Genomic DNA, 19,584 nt, shown 5'->3' with positions numbered 1-19,584 from the left:
ATAAAATCCTCCCTTCTAAAACCTTTCCTGCCAAAGTTAAGTTCTAACCGGTTCAAATTCCAAGGATTCCGATTACACTTTCAGGAATTGACGAACCACAAGAGAAAAATATTCTGCAACCCCGTTGCAAGTTCGAAGCGAGGGTGTTATTTTTGCAACATTATTGTATGTAGGAAATGAAAGCAGTACACTCACATGGCAGGGCCGACTACATTGGGATCTTAGGGTCCGTGTTGTGCATTATCCATTGCATACTGGTTCCTGCATTGGCGCTGGGCTCGTCGGTAGCGACGCATAACCACGCGCATATCGGCCTCATTTCGCTCGATTACCTCTTTATCCTCATCAATGGTATCGCCGTGTACTACGCCACGCGCGACCATCGCTCGATCGGCATCCGCGTTTTACTTTGGAGCGCATTGGCCATTTTCTCCGTTTCGCTGATCTTCGAAGGCCGTCACCAGGTATTTGCGTGGCTGGGTTACGTGGGTTCCGGGCTGCTGATCGTCGGCCACCTCATCAACCTTTACATTTGCCAGATCGCCCCGCGGTTGAAGTTCCGCACCCGCTGATCATTTATCGTATTGCACTTCGAAACGGCTCAGATCGGGCCTGTTGGCATGTTTGCGGCTTAGTTCGTATTCAAAAAACGTCTTCCCCAGGTTAGCCATGAACGGGAAGCCTACGGTTTCATAGTCGTACTTGTCGTCGTTGAAAACGCCGTCCTCATTGCAGTAGATCACCGCCGTTACCATGAACTCTATCCCCTTCTCGAAGTCGGCGATGTAGGCATTGTCGAGCAGGAAGCCATATGCGTCCCCGCATTTGTTGAAAAGCCTTATATGCCGCGGCAGGCGCGTTTTAGTAGCCCCGAAAAGCAGGAATTTCACGAAACCATCATAGTAATCGTCGGTATAACTCGCCGGATAGCTCGTTTCCACGGGAAATTGCGACATGTACTGGTACATAAACCGGTAATCGTCCTCGGTGAGATTGAACCGCTGCGAAGCCGGCACCTGGTCGGGGAAGAAGAGCGTTTTTAGCAGCCGGTGCTGTTCTTCGAGCGGGAAGAAGTTCTTTTTGGTAAAATCAAACGGCTCGTTCACGAGCGCCCCGTCTTTCATATAACCTTTGCCTAACAGAATGGGACCTGGCGCATTGTATTCCTTTTCATCATATTTCGCGGGCTGCTGAAAGACGATTTTGCCGTCCTTTTCAAACCGGATGGGATTGGTATACCGGTTATTTTCCGGCCCGATGGGCGAATCGAGGCGGTGGAGAATGCGGCTGCTGGTGAAGCCCTTTTGATGCAGGCTGTCGTTGAACTCCTGCTGGCCGATAAATTCGTAGAGCCTGTTGAACGCGTCGTTATCGCTCGCGAGCAATATCTTCTTGGCATAATGCGCCACCGAAGGCAGCCCGTCCTCGGAACTCGTATCCGCTTTTACGGCCGTTTGCTCCGGCCGGACGGCATCGGTGTACATCGGCGTGTACTTGTCGATTCCCAGCTTGTTCAGCTTCTCGAATGCCAGCGCTACCGCCGGTAGCTTAACGGTACTGGCCGGATAAAAATATTCGCCGGTATTGACGCGGTAACCATGCGTAGTAAAATGCGGGACGTTGTTTTTATTACGGTCGATCTTCGTGTAAAGGATCTGGACTTTGTATTGTTCAGGGTTTTGCAGGATCGCCGAGAATCGTTCGGGATGCTTTTTCAGTAATTTTTCAATGAAATTATCCGCGTGATATTGAGCGTGGATCGGCAGGGCTGCCAGCTGTAAAGACAAGAGGAGCAACAGTTTATAATTTCTAAAAAAAAGCATGGATACTAGCGGGCACGTGTTAGCCGAATATACGATTTTTTATTTTAAAGGGCGGCCGGAATTAGTTTTTACTGCCGTGCTCCTTTTCTGATGAGATACAAAAAATGGCGAAATAATGGGAGAAAACAAGTTGCGCAGCAGGGGCTGGTTTGGCAAATCGGGTAAGGACGGGTTCATTTACCGCGCCTGGATGAAAAACCAGGGTTATCCCGCTGACGAGTTTGAAGGACGGCCGGTGATCGGCATTTGTAATACATTTTCGGAGCTGACGCCCTGCAACGGGCATTTCCGCGAGCTCGCCGAGTCGGTAAAGCGCGGTGTGTGGGAAGCAGGCGGGTTTCCGCTGGAATTCCCGGTGATGTCATTGGGTGAAACGCTCATCAAACCCACGGCGATGCTCTACCGCAACCTGGCAAGCATGGACGTGGAAGAATCGATCCGGGCCAACCCGATCGACGGCGTGGTACTACTCTGCGGCTGCGACAAAACCACGCCGTCGCTCGTGATGGGCGCAGCGAGCGTGAACATCCCGACCATCGTCGTGTCCGGCGGGCCAATGCTCACCGGTCGCTACCGGGGCAAAACCATCGGCACCAGCGACGTCTGGCGTTTCAGCGAGCTTCACCGCAAGGGCGAGCTCACGCAGGAAGAGCTCTACACCGCCGAAGCCTGTATGTGCCGTTCCGACGGCCACTGCGCGGTCATGGGCACGGCATCTACGATGGCTTGTATGGTGGAATCGCTCGGATTGACATTGCCCGAGAATGCAGCCATCCCGGCGGCGGATTCGCGGCGGAAAGTCCTCGCGCATTTGTCGGGCCGGCGCATTGTGGATATGGTGAAGGAAGACCTGCGCCTGTCGCAAATCCTGACCCGCGAAGCATTCGAGAATGCGATCATGATCAATGCGGCCATTGGCGGCTCCACCAACTTTGTGATCCACCTGCTCGCGATCGCGGGCCGCATCGGCGTGGACCTCAACCTGGATGATTTCAATGATTTGTGTAAAAAAGTGCCGCTCCTGCTCAACCTGCAACCTTCTGGCGGGTATTTTATGGAAGATTTCTATTATGCGGGCGGCCTGCCGGTGGTGATCAAGGAACTGAGCGGAATGCTGCATCAGTCGGTAATCACGGCTAATGGCAAAACGATGGCCGAAAACTCCGAAAGCGCGGAATGCTTCAACCCGGAGGTGATCGGTACGATGGAAGAGCCAATCAAAGACCTGACGGGACTGGCCGTCGTGCGTGGGAACCTGTGCGAGAACGGCGCGGTGATCAAGCCATCTGCTTCGCTGAAACCGGAACTGATGCAGCACCGCGGCAAGGCGATCGTGTTCGAGGATATCGACGATTACAAGGCCCGTCTCGACGACCCTGAGCTCGATGTGGATGAAAACAGTATTTTAGTATTGAAAAATGTAGGGCCGAAAGGCTATCCGGGCATGCCGGAGGTGGGTAATATGTCGTTACCCAAGAAGCTGCTGGCACAGGGCGTGATCGACATGGTACGCATTTCCGACGGCCGCATGAGCGGTACCGGCTTCGGAACGGTAATTTTGCACGTGTCACCGGAAGCGGCGGTAGGCGGCAACCTTGCATTGGTGCAGGACGGCGACTATATCGAACTGGATGTAGAAAACAGAAAGCTGCACCTGGAAGTATCCGACGAAGAACTGGCGCGCCGCCGCCAGCATTGGAAGCCGCTCGAACTGGGCTATAACCGTGGTTACGTGCATTTGCACATCAACCACGTGACACAGGCGCATGAAGGCGCCGACCTCGATTTCCTCCGCGGAGGCTCCGGGGATCAGGTAACGAGAGATTCGCATTAAACAGGCCGGTAATGCGGCATGTACGACCGCATTACCGCCGACAAATTCAATATTGCAATGAGCAGCCAACTTTTTGACAACCACGTAGCGATCGTCACCGGTGCCGGGCAAGGCATCGGGTTTGAAATAGCCAAACAACTGGCCTGCCAGGGCGCAGGGGTTATCCTCAACGATACCGACAAGGCCCTCGCCGCCGAGGCCGCCAAGAAAATCCGCAACAAGGAGGGCGAATGCGTGGCCTTCGCTGGCGACGCTTCCCAGCCCGAAGTGATCGAAGCGATGGTAGACGAAGCTGTAAAATGCTTTGGCAAGCTGACATTGACCGTTTGCAACGCCGGCATTACCCTCTTTGGTGATTTCTTTGAATATCCGGTGGAAAATTTACGCAAGGTACTGGAAGTGAACCTGATGGGCTCCTTCCTGCTCACTCAGGCAGCGGCCAGGCAAATGCGGAAGCAGAAATCGGGCGGACGGATACTGCTCATGTCGTCCGTAGTCGGCCACCAGGCGCACCAGTTTCTCGGTGCTTATGCGATGACGAAGGCCGGGCTTGAAATGCTCGCGAAGAACCTCGTCATCGAACTTTCTCCGCACGGCATTACCATTAACACCGTAGCCCCCGGCGCCACTTTAACGGAACGGACATTGGCCGAGGACCCTACTTATCCCAAAACATGGTCGGCGATCACGCCGATGGGTCGGCCTGCCATTTGCGAAGACATCGCCCATGCGGCATTGTTCCTGCTGTCGCCGCATTCGGGGCACATTACAGGGCAAAGCCTGATCGTCGACGGCGGCTGGACGTCCGTAAGTCCCCTGCCCGATCTCAGCAATATGAACGTAAAGAAAAACTAGGTTTATTCGCCCGAAAATAGCTGCGCTTCCAGGTCATCGATGCTTCCGTCTTTCGAGAAGAAGAGTTCGCGTGGCTTGGCAGCGGTGCTGGGGTTGACGGTCATGAAGCTGCGATATTGCTCGTCGTTAATGATTTTCAATGCCAATGCACGTTTCAGTACCATTGGGAACGGCACTTTGAAGAAATTGGCGATATCCGACGCCAGGAAATCCGGGATTTTGGAAATATCGTTCCTGAAAAAGCTCTCTACTTCTTCAAACGGCAGCAATGCTTCAAAAATGAGCTGCTCGGAGCGGGCTGCCAGCGAAGTGGCGCTCGCGTAAATGGTGTGCAGGCCAAGGGAAACCGTCAGCAAATGAATGTGGTAATTGCGCTCGTTGATATCTGAAGCCGCATTCACAAATACCCATCCTTTCTGATGGTAAATGGCTGAAAAGCCTTTAAAATGCGGATCTACGTTGTGCAGCTGCGCGATTTTGATGCCTTCCGGGTACGGCAGCTTGTGCCCGATCTGATGCACGATGTCCTGTGCGTAGGAAATATCCGCTACCTCGCCTGCCGGTTCGATCATCCAGTCGCCATTCACCAAGCCTTCAAAAAGATGATCTGCGGCGCGACGGCTTTCGACTTGTCCCAAATGCAGGACAATGCGGTTACCGCGGACGGAATAATCTAAAAGGAGTTGATTTTTGGGCTGTTTGCGGGCCATATCGAGGTGTTGTTGAGGTGTTAACTTTCAAAGATACGTCCTTCCCATTTCCGCCGCAACAGCCGACAGGTAATATTATCGCCACTCCAAAGTATTGAGCAGTTGCAGCATATCGGCCTGCAAATAGTCAATTACCGGTGCCAGCGAATCATTCTTTGTAGCCGTTGGAAAATAAATAGCCCCCCGTAGAAAATGCCCGGTACTGTCGGTGGTGTAAAACTGGTAAGGGCTCGGCACATCGCCTTCGATCTTGAAAAGCATGGCCGTACGCCCCGATTTTCCCAGAACGCGCTGCTCCTGAATGGACGACGCGCGGATCTGGTGCTTGCTGGCGAGCTTGTAGCTGTCGTCGATGAATGCTTTCAGCAAGGTGGGATTGTTATTCAATGCCTTGTAAGTAATTTGAATATTGGCCTTGAACTGCGGATAGTTGATAAAAATCCAGTCTTTTCCTGCCAGTTTAAAGGTATCCGGCTCCACCACCGCATATTTCGAAACCTGGAAAGAGTAGGGATGCTTTTCAGTAAGCTGCTTGTAGGCGTGCCCCGGCAGGTCGATGCGGTTATAACCTTTGGGTTTGGGGATGTAGGTTTGGTCCTCCCCTTTTTTACAACCTGAAAACAGCAGTGAAAGGGGCAGGAAAATCGCGACAATGGTTTTGTACATATCAATAGGGCCCGTTGGCAAACTTGCGCAAAACTAACGAAAACAGTTTTACATTCATTTTATCCCAAACCCTGAAAAGAAAAAAGCGAAACCGTCATAGACAGTCTCGCTCTCCGGCATCCTCCTCCGTTACTCTACGGTAACCGATTTGGCAAGATTTCTTGGTTGGTCCACATTCCGGCCCCGCATGACTGCAATGTAGTACGAGAGCAGTTGCAGCGGGATCACGGAAACAAGCGGCGTCAGAATTTCGTGGGTATCAGGCACTTCGATCACAAAATCGACCATGCCGGGGATCAATGTATCACCCTCCGTCACGATCGCGATTACGCGGCCTTTACGGGCTTTCACTTCCTGGATGTTCGACACGATTTTTTCGTACGAGCTGTCTTTCGTGGCCAGGAATACCACCGGCATATCCTCGTCGATCAATGCGATAGGGCCGTGCTTCATTTCGGCGGCCGGATAACCTTCTGCGTGGATGTAGGAAATTTCTTTGAGCTTTAATGCACCTTCCAATGCCACGGGAAAATTGAAACCGCGCCCGAGGTAAATGAAGTTGCGGGCATAAGTGAATATGAATGCGATCTCCTTGATTTTGGCTGCATTTTCAAACACCTTTTCCACCTTCGCCGGGATCGTCTCGAGCTCGATCAGCAGTTGGCGATAAGTTTCCTCCGAAATGGTGCCTTTGCGCTTCGCTAGGGCAATGGCCATCAGCGTGAGCACAGTCACCTGGGCGGTAAACGCCTTGGTACTGGCCACACCGATCTCCGGGCCCGCGTGTGTATAGGCGCCTGCGTGCGTGGCGCGGGCGATGGACGAGCCCACGACGTTGCAAACTCCGAAAATCGTAGCCCCTTTGGACTTGGCGAGTTCAATCGCCGCCAGGGTATCCGCCGTTTCACCCGATTGTGAAATGGCTATGACAATGTCGTTCTCTTTAATGACCGGGTTCCGGTAGCGGAACTCCGACGCATATTCCACCTCGACATTGATCCGCGCCAGCTCCTCGAACAGGTATTCGGCCACCAGCCCGGCGTGCCAGGAAGTACCGCAGCCGACGATTACCACCCGGTCGGATTGGGCCAGCTTGTCGAGGTAATCGTTCAAACCGCCGAGTTGCAGGTGCGCGTCGTCCGCACGGAGGCGTCCGCGCATCGAGTCCGCGATGGAGCGGGGCTGCTCGAAAATTTCCTTGATCATGAAATGGTCGTAACCGCCTTTTTCGATGGTTTCGAGCTCCATTTCGAGTTTTTGAATGTAGGGAATGGTCTCGGTGGTGCTTTCCAGGTGCTGGATGCTCAGCTTGCCCTCGCTGATAACGGCCACTTCGTAATCGTCGAGGTATACCACGTCTTTGGTATATTCCACGATCGGCGTGGCGTCGGAGGCCAGGAAATACTCGTTTTCGCCTACGCCTATTACGAGTGGGCTGCCTTTGCGGGCCGCAATGAGCTGGCCGGGATGGTCCACCGACATCACCACGATAGCATAGGCACCGACCACTTCCTTCAATGCCAGCCGCACAGCTGCTTCGAGCGACGCCCCGGTTTCTTTCTGCACGTCTTCAATAAAATGGATCAGCACCTCGGTATCCGTATCGCTGAGGAATTGGTGGCCTTTGCCGATCAGGTTCTGTTTGATCGCCGCGTAGTTCTCGATAATCCCGTTGTGGATGATCGATAATCTGCGGTTGTTGGAATAGTGCGGGTGGGCATTCACGTCGTTGGGTTCCCCATGGGTGGCCCAGCGTGTGTGGCCAATGCCGATCGTTGCGGGAAGCTTCTTTTCTTTCAGCTCGGATTCGAGGTCCGTTACCTTTCCCTTCTTCTTGTAAATATTCAATTTACCATTTTCGAGTAAAGCAATCCCCGAGCTGTCGTAACCACGATATTCGAGTCGCTTCAATCCTTTTAAAATTAAAGGATATGCCTCTCTGCTTCCAACATAAGCCACAATTCCGCACATATTCTTAAAATATTTTAAATTTTGTGTATGTGATTGATGGGAGCAAATAAATGGCAAAGCGGGATCGTTAGCAAGCTAAATTTCAATTAAATACTAAAAAATATCCAATTTATCAACAGTGCTCGAACACACGAAACATTCCGGGAAAACACAAAAAAGCCGGCGACTGTGAAAATCGCCGGCTTTTCTGCCCTGTGAAATGTATCTGCTAGCTTACCAGATCGTTGTAGAGGTTGTAGTACGACTCGGAGAAATTCTCATCCTGCTCGTCGAGCTGAACGCGTTTGGGCGCGTTGTTGAAAATTTCGTTGAGGCTCGCGCTGCAATGCTCTTCGGCTTTGAGAACGGCATCCGCATAAGCACATCCGATTTTGACAAAACCTTCGAAATCGGCGGAATGCAAATGTGCCAGTGCTTCATCGCTCACGTCCATGGCTTTGGCCTTGCTCTGCAAATCCGCGTCGAATTTGTAGTCGAAAGCATTATTATGTACGGTAAACACACTTTTCGTATCCTTAAACATCGGATCATTACGGTAAGTGGTTTTCAGGTACAATGGAATCAGAGCCGTCATCCAGTCATTACAGTGCACCACATCCGGGGCCCATCCCAGTTTCTTAACTGTTTCCAAAACACCCTTGCAAAAGAAGATCGCGCGTTCGTCGTTGTCATCGAAAAAGTTATTTTCCTTATCGAAGAAAACGGATTTGCGATGGAAGTAATCGTCGTTATCTATAAAATAGACCTGCAACTTCGCATTGGGAATCGAAGCTACTTTAATGATTAGCGGCTTTTCTTCATCTCCTACGGTAATATTGATTCCTGACAGTCGAACTACTTCATGAAGCCTGTTTTTGCGTTCGTTGATCAACCCGAAACGCGGAACGAGTATCCTGATTTCTGCCCCTTTTTCCTGCATTGCCTGAGGGAGTTTTCTCACGTAGTCGGCAACATCGGTTGTTTGGAGGAAGGGATTGATTTCACTGGCTACATACAAAATTCGTAGTTTCTCCATAGATCTTTTAGCAGTTTGTGAAAAAAAGTTTTGCAAAATTATACAAAAAAAATGGCAATTTCAAAAGATATTCCAAACTAATTGTCATATTGCGGCCAGTTTGGGAATTCCCTATCCTGATGTTTCCATAATCTGCTTTACGTAAGGCGCTATATTGAAAAAGCAATCGTAGCTCGCAGGTTACTCCCTCAGTTTTCAGAATTTACATGGAAGTATTCACTTCGGTCAAAAGCCTCCGCCAGTACCTCGACCAGCAACTTTTACAACAAAAAACCATCGGGCTCGTGCCTACCATGGGTGCCCTGCACGAAGGCCACATTTCGCTGATCGAAGCGGCCAAAAATGGGACCGATATCGTCGTTTGCAGCATATTCGTGAACCCCACGCAGTTCAACAACCCCGAGGACCTGGCCAAATATCCGCGTACGTTCGAAGAGGACCGTGCGATGCTCGAAAAAGCGGGCTGCTCGGCCGTGTTCGCGCCGGCGGTGGAGGAAATGTACCCCGAACAGCCGGTACTGAAAATTAACTTCGGCGAGCTGGAAACGGTGATGGAAGGTGCTTCGCGGCCGGGTCATTTCAATGGTGTCGGCATTGTCGTGTCGAAGCTGTTCAATATCGTGAGGCCGCATCGTGCCTATTTCGGGCAGAAGGATTTGCAGCAGGTATCGGTCGTGAGCCAGCTCGTGCGCGACCTTGCATTCGGCCTGGAACTCGTCATATGCCCTACCGTGCGCGAAAACGACGGGTTAGCGATGTCGTCCCGTAACCGGCGGCTGAGCGACGCCGAGCGTGCCATCGCGCCGCAGATTTACAAGATCCTTGCAGGCGCATGCGACGCTTTGCTCGCGGGCGAGGCAGTAAATGCAGTGACCACCGAGGCGGAAGCGCTTTTCAAAGCTGCGCCCGGGTTTACGCTGGACTATTTCGAAGTGATTAATATCAAAACCTTGCGGCCTGTGGACCAAATCGGCCCGGAAGGCGGCAATGCGATCTGCGTCGCGGCATTCCTCGGTCCCGTGCGGTTGATCGACAATGTGATATTCTGATATTGGTCTAAAAACCTTGATAAAGCAGAAAGGCTCCTTATCGGAGCCTTTCTGCTTTTACCACTATCAACTGTTAAGCCAGTTTCCAGTCGCCGCGGTACTTGCGTTGTACGAACTGGTTCGCTTCGTCGAAGTTGGTGATTTTCATATTCTTGCCATCCCACAACAGTTTCTTGCGGCCAGGGTAGTCGAATCCTTTGCCGTCAGCCTTCGCGGTGCGGAGGTTGTAGCTGCGGATACCGAGGTTACCCATAATCACAGTTTCTGTCAAAGGACCCGCGTAATCGAACGATGATGTCAACGCTTTGTGCTCTTTGCTGTTGAAACCGGCTTTGCAGGCGTCGCTCCAAGACACGTGGTGGCCAAATTCCGGCATCGGCGTGTATTTATTACCGAAATCTCCCTGCTTGTATTCGAGCTTGGTACCGTCTTTAAGGTACACCTTCGGCGCAATACCGTAAGTTCCGCAGGTCATAACACCTTTTTCACCGATCAAAAGTACGCCATTGCTGCTGTCAGGTTCGCCCAGCGGATCGTTCGCAGGGATCAGGTCCGGGTGGAACGGACGGAGACCGCCGTCGTGCCAGGTCAAAGTCACTTCCGACTTATTCACTTTGTTCGCGGGGAATTTCAATTGTACGCGTGATGACGGCGGGCAGCCTTCCGGAATGTATTCGGCCGTCCAGTCTTTGATGAACACCTGTCCTACCGAGCATTCAACTTCCGTAGGATAACCGAGGCCGAGCGTACGGAACGCCGGGTCGATCAGGTGACAACCCATGTCGCCCAATGCGCCGGTACCAAAGTTCCACCAGCCTCTCCATTTGAACGGGTGCCAGGCCGGGTTGTAATCCACCCAGTCGGCGCAGCCTACCCACAGTTCCCAGTCGATGTCCGCAGGCACTTCGTGCTTGCCGGTCGGAACGGGAATGCCTTGCGGCCATACGGGACGGTTGGTCCAAACGTGCGCCTCGTGGACGTTCCCGATGAGGCCTTTGTTGAACCACTCCTTCATTTGCGTCTGAGCCGGGTTGGAAGCGCCCTGGTTACCCATTTGGGTTACCACTTTATATTTGCGCGCCGCCTCGGTGAGCATACGTGCCTCGTAAATATCGTGGGTAAGGGGTTTTTGCACATATACGTGCTTTCCGCGCTGCATAGCGGCCATGGCGATGATCGCGTGCATGTGGTCCGCCGTAGAAACGGTTACGGCATCAATGCTCTTGTCCATTTCGTCGAACATCTTGCGGAAGTCCTTGTATTTCTTGGCATCCGGGTGCAGTTCGAAGTTCTTTTTCACCTGCGCCTGCGACCAGTCCACGTCGCAAAGTGCCACCAGGTTCTCAGCGCCCTTGTTCCAGGCATTGTTGGTATCAGAAAAACCTTTGCCACCCACACCGACACCGGCGATATTCAGCTTGTCGCTGGGGGCTTTATATCCTTTCCCCAGCACGTGGCGGGGTACTATGAAGAAACTTCCAATGGCCGCCGCGGAGGACTTCTGGATAAAGTCCCGGCGATTAACGTCTTTCGGTTTGTTTTCTGTACTCATCGGTTTTGGTAATGAAAAAATAAAGTAGATTAATATAGATGTAAGGAATAAGTTTCTATTGAGGCCCAAATACTATTAAATCCCGCTTAAATATAATAATGTATTTACGAAACATCATGTAGAACGCGATTTCAAATATTCTGGAACCGTCCCACCGGAGAGTATGTTTTGATGGCTGGGTATTATTCCTGTAACTTTGCGGGGTAATGCATTTCAATTAGACCAATACCACCGGGTAATGCAAATCACAGTAATGAAATCGAAGATTCACCGGGTGAAGGTGACTCAGGCGGAATTGAACTACGTTGGCAGCATCACGATCGACGAGGATCTGATGGACGCCGCGGGACTAATAGAGAATGAACAGGTTCACATTGTGAACAATAACAATGGCGAACGTTTTATCACATATGTCATTAAAGGTGAGCGCGGTACCGGCATGATCTGCCTCAATGGCGCGGCGGCGCGAAGGGTGCAGATCGGCGACATCATCATCATCATCGCGTACGGCAGCATGAGCCAGGAAGAGGCGAAGACATTCAAACCGATGATCGTTTTCCCCGACCATAACAACCACCTGGTAAGCTAGCCTTCCGGGACCCTGCACTATACATTATTAGCAAAGCATGAAAAATATACTGCGTTACACGATATCGCTTGTCCTGGCAGGCGGTCTGCTCTGGTTTGTGTTTAAAGATATTAACCTGGGCGAAATGCTTGACCGTTTTGCCAAATCCGACTGGCGGTGGATCGCCGTATCATGCTTTTGCCTCCTGCTCGCGCACATCATGCGGGCATGGCGCTGGGGAATGCTCATCGAGCCGCTGGACCATAAGCCGGGCATTGTGAACAGCACAATGTCGGTCCTTACCGGCTATTTTGCCAACTACATCGTGCCCCGCATGGGCGAAGTGACGCGTTGCGGTACACTTTATCGCCTGGAACGTATTCCGGTAAGTTTGAGCTTCGGTACGGTAGTGGCGGAGCGGATTTTCGATGTGATTATCCTGGTATTGATGATCGGGCTGAATTTCATCCTCGAATTCGAGCGGCTCAGCACTTTTTTTACTGATTTTTTTCAAAGTAAAATAGGCGGCAGCCAGGGCGGCGGTTCGGGTAGCGGTATGTTGCTCAGTATTCTGATCGTCGGGTTGTTGGCTGTCGGCGTGGCGGCTACTGTTATTTTCAAAAATGCCGCATTGCGTAACAAATTGCAGCAGAATGCGCTCATTGCCAAAATCATCGGCTTCGCGCAAGGCATGTTGGAAGGCCTTCTGAGCGTGCGCAAGCTGCGGAATCCGGGCCTTTTCATTTTCAGCACCGTAATGATCTGGGTATTGTATTACCTTGTTTCCTATGTGCTTTTCTTCTGCATTCCCGAAACTTCCGACCTCGGTCCGCTTGCCGGGCTGACATTGCTCGTTGTCGGCGCGATCGGTATGACGGCGCCTACGCAGGGCGGGATCGGTGCGTACCATTTGCTGGTGGGCAATGTGATGGTCCTTTACGGGCTTTCGCAGAACGACGGCATCACATTGGCGACATTCATCCACGGTGCGCAAATGCTCTTTATGCTCGCCATCGGCGCGTTGGCATTTCTGTATGTGCTGATTGTGAATAAAAACGCCGCCGCCGAGCCGGAGCAAGTGTCCGCGGCAAACTAATTGCTACCTTAATAGTCTCGAAAAATGGAAATGGAGTATGTTAGGTTATCCATTTCTTAAATCCATATTGTCTTTACAAATGAATTTGACCGAAAGCAAAATCCTGAGATTAGAAGAAGCGGTGCCGACCGTGGAAGCATGGCAAAGAGCCGGACAAAAAGTTGTATTCACCAACGGATGTTTCGATATTGTACACCTCGGGCACATCGATTACCTCGAAAAAGCCCGCGCATTGGGCGACAGAATGGTACTCGGCCTGAACACCGACGCTTCGGTAAGCCGCCTGAAAGGTCCGCTCCGACCGGTCGTCAATGAGTATGCAAGGGCCAGGCTGATGGCAGCACTCTCGTTCATCGATGCTGTCATTTTGTTCGACGAACCGACGCCTAGTCAGCTCATCGAGGCCGTAAAACCTGACATTTTGGTCAAAGGTGACGATTATACGATCGAAAACATTGCTGGCGCGGATTTTGTTTTGAGTAGAGGAGGTGAGGTCAAAACGATTGCTTTGGTACAAGGCTACTCAACGACTGCACTGATCGAGAAAATAAAACAAGGATATAAATAAATAGCAATAACTATGGGACTTTTGATTGCTTTGATCGTAATGGGCGTGAGCTTTTACGTGCAATGGCGTTTGAAGAGTAAGTTTGAAGAATATTCACAAGTGGGATTGAGCAACGGCATGAGCGGTAAGGAAATCGCCGAAACGATGCTCCGGGAAAGCGGCATTTACGACGTAAGAGTGGTGTCCGTGGAAGGCCGTCTGACCGACCACTATAATCCGCAGGATAAGACAGTCAACCTGAGCCCCGATGTATATTACGGACGAAGCGTAGCGGCCGCGGCTGTGGCTTCCCACGAATGCGGGCACGCCGTGCAACACGCGACTGCTTACAGCTGGCTACAATTCCGTTCGCAAATGGTACCGTTCCTGAGCGTCGCGTCACAATATATGCAGTGGATCATTTTCATCGGTGTGCTGCTGATCAATACGTCGATTATCCCATTGACAATCGGTGTCGCATTATTCGCGGTGACGACATTGTTCAGCTTCATTACACTACCGGTTGAATACGATGCAAGTAATCGTGCATTGGCATGGATCCAGAAAAACCGCATTGTGAACGAACGCGAGTACGTGATGTCTGCCGATGCATTGAAATGGGCAGCCCGTACTTACCTCGTAGCGGCAATCGGTTCATTGGCTACCCTGCTCTATTATGTGAGCTTGCTGATGGGGCGCCGCGATTAATAAACTCATTTCTTCCGCTGATTCCAGTACACGACCAGATTATGCGTCGCGCGGCCGGCGGCTATAACATCCAGGTCCCCATCGCCGTCCAGATCGGCCGGTATGAGGTCTTCGCAGGCGATTTTGATCTTTTCATCCAAAGTATACTCCGTCCATTTCTTGCCTTCGGCGTCCGTTCCCACATAAATGCGGACGCCGGTTTCGCCGGTCACGTTCGGGTTGCGCCAGCCCATGACCACCTGGTCGCGGCCCTGCCCGAAGAAATCGGCGCAGGCTAATGCGTGGCCTTCCTTGATGCGGTCGGTAAGTACGGTACGACCCTCTTTAGTGTAAACGACCAGTTCGGTACCGTGCATCGGCTCAATGGTGGCGGTAAACAATTGCTTTTTACCCAGGCTTCCCGTGCGGATCTCTCCTACCCCGCGCTCCGGCACCATCCAGTTTCCCGACGGTGCCCAGCCATCAGCCCCATCCAGGAACACCTGCACGCCTTCCTTGCCTGCAATGGACATTCCGGCCATTCTGCCGGGGATTTCCATCGGCTGGAAATTGTGCGTCATATGCATATTGGTTTCGATCAGGTTATAGGGCCAGATGCCCTTCCTGTTCTCTGGCACATCGAAAACGATCAATTTCACGCCTGCGCCGTTTCCGCCCGTATTTCCCTCGCCGTGTAACGGCAGTACCGCCAGCTGGAACGGCCCATCGGCCGTTTTGACCCAATGCATACGGTGGATCGTCACCTCGTGGTGCAGCCGCACGGGCGTCCACGGCTGTGTACGGTCGTCCGGCGATACCAGGTAGAAAACGGCGCCCGATGTTTTCAGATTTTTGGTTTCTGAGGGGTTCCAGCCGGCTCCTACGGCTACTTCGACTTTGCCGTCGCCGTCGATATCGCGGGCGGCAATGCACACATTGTCCTGTTCGGTGAGGTCTTTCGCGATCACGTAGCGCGTCCAGGCGCCGGTACCTTTCCCGGGATTTTTATACCAGACGATTTCCTTCTTATCCGCCAGCAGAATATCCGTTTTACCATCGCCGTCCACGTCACCCGACGCCAGGCCGTAGCCGATGCTCACCTTATCGTCGATAGTCTGCCCGCTGAAAGTAGCCGTTTGTGCGAAGGCATTGCCCGCCATCAGAAGGGCCATCGGGAGCAATAGTCGTTTAGTCATATTTATGAAAACCGGCACCGGCCGGAGAATAAATGTTTTAACCTATTTTTTAACAATATACTTCAAAAAGCGCTCAGCGGACATTGAAAAAACAGTTTTTTGTGTCGCTTTCACTGCCATTGCCTACTTTTGTAAATTAATGTGAAACCAAATATCGTTCATGAAAACAGTCCCTTTACATCAGCTCCATATCCGTTTGGGCGCAAAAATGGTCCCGTTCGCAGGTTTTGAAATGCCTGTCCGTTACTCCTCGGATCTGGATGAACACCACACCGTAAGAAATGCCGTGGGTGTGTTTGATGTATCCCACATGGGCGAATTCAGCGTAAAAGGGCCTGGTGCGCTCGCATTGATCCAGAAAGTATCCGCGAATGACGCTACGGCGCTGTATGACGGAAAAGTGCAATACAGCTACCTGCCCAATGCGACCGGCGGCGTGGTGGACGACCTGCTCGTGTACCGCATTGCCGAGGACGATTATTTCCTCGTTGTGAATGCCTCGAACATCGAAAAGGACTGGAACTGGATCCAGGGCCAGAATACCGAAGGGGTGGCGATGGAAAACCTGTCGGATGCGCTTTGCCTGCTGGCCGTTCAAGGCCCGAAAGCGACTGCTGCATTGCAGAAACTGACCGACGTAGACCTCGCTTCGATGGAGTACTATACTTTCAAAATCGGGGAAATGGCGGGAATCAAGGATGTTATTATCTCGGCAACGGGCTATACCGGCGCGGGAGGTTTTGAAATATATGTAAAAAATGCCGATGCCGAAAAGATGTGGGAAGCCATTTTCGAAGCAGGTGCGGAGTTCGGCATCAAGCCTGTGGGCCTCGGCGCACGCGATACACTGCGACTGGAAAAAGCATTCTGCCTGTATGGCAACGATATCGATGATGTAACGTCGCCATTGGAAGCCGGCCTGGGCTGGGTGACCAAATTCACGAAAGATTTTATCAATTCCAAAGCATTAAAAGCGCAGAAAGAAGCCGGTTTGACGCAAAAACTGGTCGGTTTCGAGATGATCGACCGGGGTATCCCGCGCGGGCATTACGAACTGTGCGACGCGGAGGGCAACAAACTCGGCGAAGTGACTTCCGGAACGCAATCGCCGACTTTGCAAAAAGGCATCGGGCTGGGTTACGTTCCCGCGGCATTCAGTAAGGCAGGTACGGAGATTTTTGTCAAAGTCCGCGACCGGTTGTTGAAAGCACAGGTTGTAAAAACGCCATTTGTAAAAAATTAACCCTCCTATTAAAGTCCGATTGCACATTTATGAAACAACTTGACGTTTGTCTGACTCCGGATTTACTTCATCTGCACAAACTGGATAACTCGATCGTGGTCGTAGCCGACATTTTCCGCGCAACTTCCTGCATGGTAACCGGCCTCGCTTACGGTGTGAAAAGCATTACGCCCGTGGCGAGTGTGGAAGAATGCAAGTTTTTGCAAGACAAAGGATTTATAGCCGCCGCCGAGCGCGATGCGCGCAAGGTAGAAGGTTTCGACCTCGATAACTCACCATTCAGCTACATGCACGAAAGCCTCATCGGAGCGCAGGTAGCGATGACCACTACCAATGGAACGCTTTCGATCGCGAAGGCGAAATCGTCGGCGGTGAAAGTGATGATCGGCTCGTTCCTGAACCTGGGCGCATTGGCCGCCCATCTGAAAACGGAGCCTTACGATGTGCTGGTACTGTGCGCAGGCTGGAAAGGCCGCCCGAACCTGGAAGATACCTTGTTCGCAGGGGCGTTGGCCGAAGCACTGAAGGATCAATTTATGCTCCTGGAAGACGGAACGCTGATGGCGCAACGTTTATACCAGCAAAGCCGCGACAACCTGCTCGCCAGCGTTTCCAACTCGTCGCACGTGCGTCGATTACAGCGCCTGGGCATTCAGAAGGACATTTCGTACTGCCTGCAAACCGATCTTTACGATGTGGTTCCGGTGCTCCGGGGTAGTACGCTGGTTTCCATGAACTAATATTTACTCAATCCAAACTGCATGTTCCGATTCGTATTCGTTATTTTTCTAGGATTGCTGCTGTTCGCAGGTCAGGCAGAAGCGCAAAGAAAGTCCGGCACGCCCAGAAGAACGTTGATCACGCCTAAAAGCAAAGCCCCTGCTCCCGCCAGACCGTCGGCCGTAAAGACCGACACCCTGAAAAAAGCGTCGGCTGTTACTACGCCGGGCGTGTCCACGCCGGGCGTCTCCACGCCGGGCGTCGCGACGCCTGCAACGGATACCACCGCAGCGGACACGACGATGCCGAGCGGGGTTTCAGCCAATGGCGACACGCTGACGGAAGCGGCCAATGAAGCCAAACTTCCCGTGGAAAAGGCGGACAGCATTCACTCCTACAAAATTACGATCGAGGACATTTCATACCTTTCCGTTTGTCCGGGCACGAATGTGACCATTCCATTCAAAGTGGAAGGGCCGTTTGACGAAGACAACACCTTTATCGCACATATTATCGACGCGACCGGCAAATCGGTGCCTATCTCGCTGCCCGTGAAGAAGAGTCCGGTGAAGGCCGTGATACCTTCCTATAAGGTGGGTGGGGAAGTGTACCGCATTCAGATCGTAGCGTCCATTCCGGTCGTGAAAAGCCAGGAAGTGCCTTTACGACTGCTCCAAGCGCCCGCCGCGAAGATCGACCTGATCGACGGCACGCAGACCGTGCGCATTATGCCGGGCCAGGAAGCGCATTTGCGTGTGAACCTGACGGGAGCGGCACCGTGGTCGTTCCGCCTTTCGGACAGCACCACTGTGCTGCAAACGCTTTCGAACCCACATTATATTACGGTAAAACCTACCGATGTGAAGGCCTACCGGGTAACGGGCGTTTCCAATGCCTGCGGAAGCGGCACTACCTCCGGTGAGGCGATTGTGAATGTAAACAACAATCCCGAGCCCAAGCTGGAACTGAAAGAGATCGAAAAAATCGCCAAGCTGTGTGCGGGCGTGCCTTTCCAGGTGCCATTTAATGCAACCGGGAAATATAAGGAAGGCAACAAGTTCATCGTGCAGATCGCCGAGCGCAGCGGTGCATTCAAGAACATCTCGACACCAGATTCCACCGGATTCATCACAACGCAAATCCCGGATACCTACAAACCGGGCGAATACCGCCTCCGCGTGACGTCCACAGCTCCGTACCTTGTGAGCCAGACCGCCAATATCTCCATTGTGTCGCCTACCGTGGCTACTTTGCAGAAGGATTCATTGCGGCTGGGCGAAAACGAATCGGGTATGCTCACCGTCAAATTCACGGGCGGAGGCCCGTGGTTCGTGCTGCTTTCGGATGGTACCTATGAGAATAACATCCAGGAATCGCCGCACAAAATGAAGGTAAAGCCTTTCTATGACACCAATTACCAGATTACTTCGGCAGGTGGTTTGTGTGGTGTAGGTAAATTCTCGGGTTCCGCGAAGGTGACGGTGAAAAGTCCTCCCGCGAGCATTACCCTCGACAAACTGCCGCAAAATATGGTCTGCGCAGGTTCTACCATTGATATACCTTATAAAACCGAAGGGCGCTACAACCCGGGCAACAAGTTCACGGTGCAAATGACCGACAAATCGGGACGTTTCGTCAACCTGCCGACTACCGTCACCGCGACGGCCATGCAGGTAAAAATCGCGGCCGCATCGCCGGGTGATACGACCAAATTGCAGAAAATCCGTATCGTTTCCTCCTCGCCGGCAGTTTCGAGTGCGATTGAGGAACTGGAAGTAGTGGCGCCGGACAAGGCCGTTGGCGAAGTTTCGGGACGCGGTACCATTTCAGCGGGGCGCACGACGCGTATCCAGTTAAGATTTAAAAACGGCCTTCCGCCGTGGTCGTTCACGCTGTCGGACGGCACGGCGATTAATGGTACATTCCTTAATCCGTACCTGATTTCCGTTTCGCCAGCCTCGACGACCGAATATACCATCAGTTCGCTTAAAAGCGGTTGCGGCACGGGCAGCGGACGCGGCTCGGCTGTCGTGACGGTCGAAAACTAGCATT

The 19,584-nt window shown here is 52.2% G+C and carries 18 protein-coding genes; 11 read left to right on the top strand and 7 right to left on the bottom strand.

Annotated features, from left to right (window positions below; all coding sequences use genetic code 11):
- Positions 1–176 precede the first annotated feature (176 nt).
- Positions 177–572, top strand: coding sequence for a MerC domain-containing protein (locus H144_RS0110150; RefSeq protein ID WP_026350571.1), 396 nt, complete (start codon positions 177–179; stop codon positions 570–572).
- On the opposite strand, the gene H144_RS0110145 is transcribed toward H144_RS0110150, so the two are convergent.
- A complete protein-coding gene (locus tag H144_RS0110145; protein ID WP_229207875.1) occupies positions 573–1,787 on the bottom strand; it encodes a serine hydrolase in 1,215 nt (404 codons plus the stop codon).
- A gap of 151 nt (positions 1,788–1,938) precedes the next feature.
- Here H144_RS0110145 and H144_RS0110135 point away from each other — a divergent pair, with 151 nt between their 5' ends.
- Complete coding sequence (locus tag H144_RS0110135; RefSeq protein WP_019941946.1) at positions 1,939–3,657, top strand: IlvD/Edd family dehydratase; 1,719 nt, start codon at positions 1,939–1,941, stop codon at positions 3,655–3,657.
- 57 nt (positions 3,658–3,714) lie between these two features.
- Positions 3,715–4,512 carry an SDR family NAD(P)-dependent oxidoreductase gene (locus tag H144_RS0110130; RefSeq protein ID WP_033402563.1) on the top strand — a complete coding sequence of 266 codons (798 nt, stop codon included), beginning with the start codon at positions 3,715–3,717 and terminating at the stop codon, positions 4,510–4,512.
- A 2-nt stretch (positions 4,513–4,514) separates the two neighbouring features.
- On the opposite strand, the gene H144_RS0110125 is transcribed toward H144_RS0110130, so the two are convergent.
- The 4 genes from H144_RS0110125 to H144_RS0110110 all read right to left on the bottom strand — a co-directional run bounded on the left by H144_RS0110125 (position 4,515) and on the right by H144_RS0110110 (position 8,874).
- Positions 4,515–5,222, bottom strand: coding sequence for a hypothetical protein (locus H144_RS0110125; RefSeq protein ID WP_019941944.1), 708 nt, complete (start codon positions 5,220–5,222; stop codon positions 4,515–4,517).
- Between the two features lie 75 nt (positions 5,223–5,297).
- Positions 5,298–5,888: a gliding motility lipoprotein GldD gene (gene gldD / locus H144_RS0110120; RefSeq protein WP_019941943.1), complete on the bottom strand. Its 591-nt coding sequence runs from the start codon at positions 5,886–5,888 to the stop codon at positions 5,298–5,300.
- A 129-nt stretch (positions 5,889–6,017) separates the two neighbouring features.
- Entirely contained in the window at positions 6,018–7,859 is a 1,842-nt protein-coding gene (gene glmS, locus H144_RS0110115; protein WP_019941942.1) for a glutamine--fructose-6-phosphate transaminase (isomerizing), read from the bottom strand.
- Between the two features lie 208 nt (positions 7,860–8,067).
- Positions 8,068–8,874, bottom strand: coding sequence for a glycogen/starch synthase (locus H144_RS0110110; protein WP_019941941.1), 807 nt, complete (start codon positions 8,872–8,874; stop codon positions 8,068–8,070).
- 206 nt (positions 8,875–9,080) lie between these two features.
- On the opposite strand from H144_RS0110110, the gene panC reads away from it, so the two are divergent.
- A complete protein-coding gene (panC, locus tag H144_RS0110105) occupies positions 9,081–9,923 on the top strand; it encodes a pantoate--beta-alanine ligase (RefSeq protein WP_019941940.1) in 843 nt (280 codons plus the stop codon).
- Positions 9,924–9,996: 73 nt separating this feature from the next.
- Here the strand turns inward: panC and H144_RS0110100 are convergent, their stop codons facing one another.
- The gene (locus H144_RS0110100; RefSeq protein ID WP_019941939.1) at positions 9,997–11,475 is read right to left on the bottom strand and encodes a Gfo/Idh/MocA family protein; all 1,479 of its coding nucleotides are present in this window, start codon (positions 11,473–11,475) and stop codon (positions 9,997–9,999) included.
- 238 nt (positions 11,476–11,713) lie between these two features.
- Here H144_RS0110100 and panD point away from each other — a divergent pair, with 238 nt between their 5' ends.
- The 4 genes from panD to H144_RS0110080 all read left to right on the top strand — a co-directional run bounded on the left by panD (position 11,714) and on the right by H144_RS0110080 (position 14,394).
- A complete protein-coding gene (gene panD, locus H144_RS0110095) occupies positions 11,714–12,064 on the top strand; it encodes an aspartate 1-decarboxylase (RefSeq protein ID WP_019941938.1) in 351 nt (116 codons plus the stop codon).
- A gap of 37 nt (positions 12,065–12,101) precedes the next feature.
- The gene (locus H144_RS0110090; protein ID WP_019941937.1) at positions 12,102–13,139 is read left to right on the top strand and encodes a lysylphosphatidylglycerol synthase transmembrane domain-containing protein; all 1,038 of its coding nucleotides are present in this window, start codon (positions 12,102–12,104) and stop codon (positions 13,137–13,139) included.
- 79 nt (positions 13,140–13,218) lie between these two features.
- Positions 13,219–13,707, top strand: coding sequence for a D-glycero-beta-D-manno-heptose 1-phosphate adenylyltransferase (gene rfaE2, locus H144_RS0110085; protein WP_019941936.1), 489 nt, complete (start codon positions 13,219–13,221; stop codon positions 13,705–13,707).
- A gap of 12 nt (positions 13,708–13,719) precedes the next feature.
- Positions 13,720–14,394 carry a zinc metallopeptidase gene (locus H144_RS0110080; protein ID WP_026350570.1) on the top strand — a complete coding sequence of 225 codons (675 nt, stop codon included), beginning with the start codon at positions 13,720–13,722 and terminating at the stop codon, positions 14,392–14,394.
- 5 nt (positions 14,395–14,399) lie between these two features.
- Here H144_RS0110080 and H144_RS0110075 read toward each other — a convergent pair whose 3' ends face one another.
- Complete coding sequence (locus H144_RS0110075; RefSeq protein WP_026350569.1) at positions 14,400–15,569, bottom strand: FG-GAP repeat domain-containing protein; 1,170 nt, start codon at positions 15,567–15,569, stop codon at positions 14,400–14,402.
- 160 nt (positions 15,570–15,729) lie between these two features.
- Between H144_RS0110075 and gcvT the strand changes: the two genes are divergently transcribed.
- Genes gcvT through H144_RS0110060 form a run of 3 tightly spaced genes read left to right on the top strand, consistent with a single transcriptional unit; the run spans position 15,730 to position 19,580 of the window.
- Positions 15,730–16,812: a glycine cleavage system aminomethyltransferase GcvT gene (gcvT, locus tag H144_RS0110070; RefSeq protein ID WP_019941933.1), complete on the top strand. Its 1,083-nt coding sequence runs from the start codon at positions 15,730–15,732 to the stop codon at positions 16,810–16,812.
- Between the two features lie 29 nt (positions 16,813–16,841).
- A complete protein-coding gene (locus tag H144_RS0110065; RefSeq protein ID WP_026350568.1) occupies positions 16,842–17,552 on the top strand; it encodes a 2-phosphosulfolactate phosphatase in 711 nt (236 codons plus the stop codon).
- Positions 17,553–17,573: 21 nt separating this feature from the next.
- Positions 17,574–19,580 (top strand): hypothetical protein, encoded by a 2,007-nt coding sequence (locus H144_RS0110060; protein WP_019941931.1) that lies wholly within the window; start codon positions 17,574–17,576, stop codon positions 19,578–19,580.
- The last annotated feature ends 4 nt before the right edge of the window (positions 19,581–19,584 follow it).

It is taken from the genome of Dyadobacter beijingensis DSM 21582 (assembly GCF_000382205.1).
Taxonomy (GTDB): Bacteria; Bacteroidota; Bacteroidia; order Cytophagales; family Spirosomataceae; genus Dyadobacter; species Dyadobacter beijingensis.
Note: the sequence above shows the minus strand (reverse complement) of the source record. Positions and strands in the feature narration are given on the sequence as shown.

Bases quoted from the DNA above. Each gene is read 5' to 3' on its own strand.
- H144_RS0110150 (WP_026350571.1), top strand. From the start codon at position 177: ATGAAAGCAGTACACTCACATGGCAGGGCCGACTACATTGGGATCTTA.
- H144_RS0110135 (WP_019941946.1), top strand. From the start codon at position 1,939: ATGGGAGAAAACAAGTTGCGCAGCAGGGGCTGGTTTGGCAAATCGGGT.
- H144_RS0110130 (WP_033402563.1), top strand. From the start codon at position 3,715: ATGAGCAGCCAACTTTTTGACAACCACGTAGCGATCGTCACCGGTGCC.
- H144_RS0110125 (WP_019941944.1), bottom strand. From the start codon at position 5,222: ATGGCCCGCAAACAGCCCAAAAATCAACTCCTTTTAGATTATTCCGTC.
- gldD (WP_019941943.1), bottom strand. From the start codon at position 5,888: ATGTACAAAACCATTGTCGCGATTTTCCTGCCCCTTTCACTGCTGTTT.
- glmS (WP_019941942.1), bottom strand. From the start codon at position 7,859: ATGTGCGGAATTGTGGCTTATGTTGGAAGCAGAGAGGCATATCCTTTA.
- H144_RS0110110 (WP_019941941.1), bottom strand. From the start codon at position 8,874: ATGGAGAAACTACGAATTTTGTATGTAGCCAGTGAAATCAATCCCTTC.
- panC (WP_019941940.1), top strand. From the start codon at position 9,081: ATGGAAGTATTCACTTCGGTCAAAAGCCTCCGCCAGTACCTCGACCAG.
- H144_RS0110100 (WP_019941939.1), bottom strand. From the start codon at position 11,475: ATGAGTACAGAAAACAAACCGAAAGACGTTAATCGCCGGGACTTTATC.
- panD (WP_019941938.1), top strand. From the start codon at position 11,714: ATGCAAATCACAGTAATGAAATCGAAGATTCACCGGGTGAAGGTGACT.
- H144_RS0110090 (WP_019941937.1), top strand. From the start codon at position 12,102: ATGAAAAATATACTGCGTTACACGATATCGCTTGTCCTGGCAGGCGGT.
- rfaE2 (WP_019941936.1), top strand. From the start codon at position 13,219: ATGAATTTGACCGAAAGCAAAATCCTGAGATTAGAAGAAGCGGTGCCG.
- H144_RS0110080 (WP_026350570.1), top strand. From the start codon at position 13,720: ATGGGACTTTTGATTGCTTTGATCGTAATGGGCGTGAGCTTTTACGTG.
- H144_RS0110075 (WP_026350569.1), bottom strand. From the start codon at position 15,569: ATGACTAAACGACTATTGCTCCCGATGGCCCTTCTGATGGCGGGCAAT.
- gcvT (WP_019941933.1), top strand. From the start codon at position 15,730: ATGAAAACAGTCCCTTTACATCAGCTCCATATCCGTTTGGGCGCAAAA.
- H144_RS0110065 (WP_026350568.1), top strand. From the start codon at position 16,842: ATGAAACAACTTGACGTTTGTCTGACTCCGGATTTACTTCATCTGCAC.
- H144_RS0110060 (WP_019941931.1), top strand. From the start codon at position 17,574: ATGTTCCGATTCGTATTCGTTATTTTTCTAGGATTGCTGCTGTTCGCA.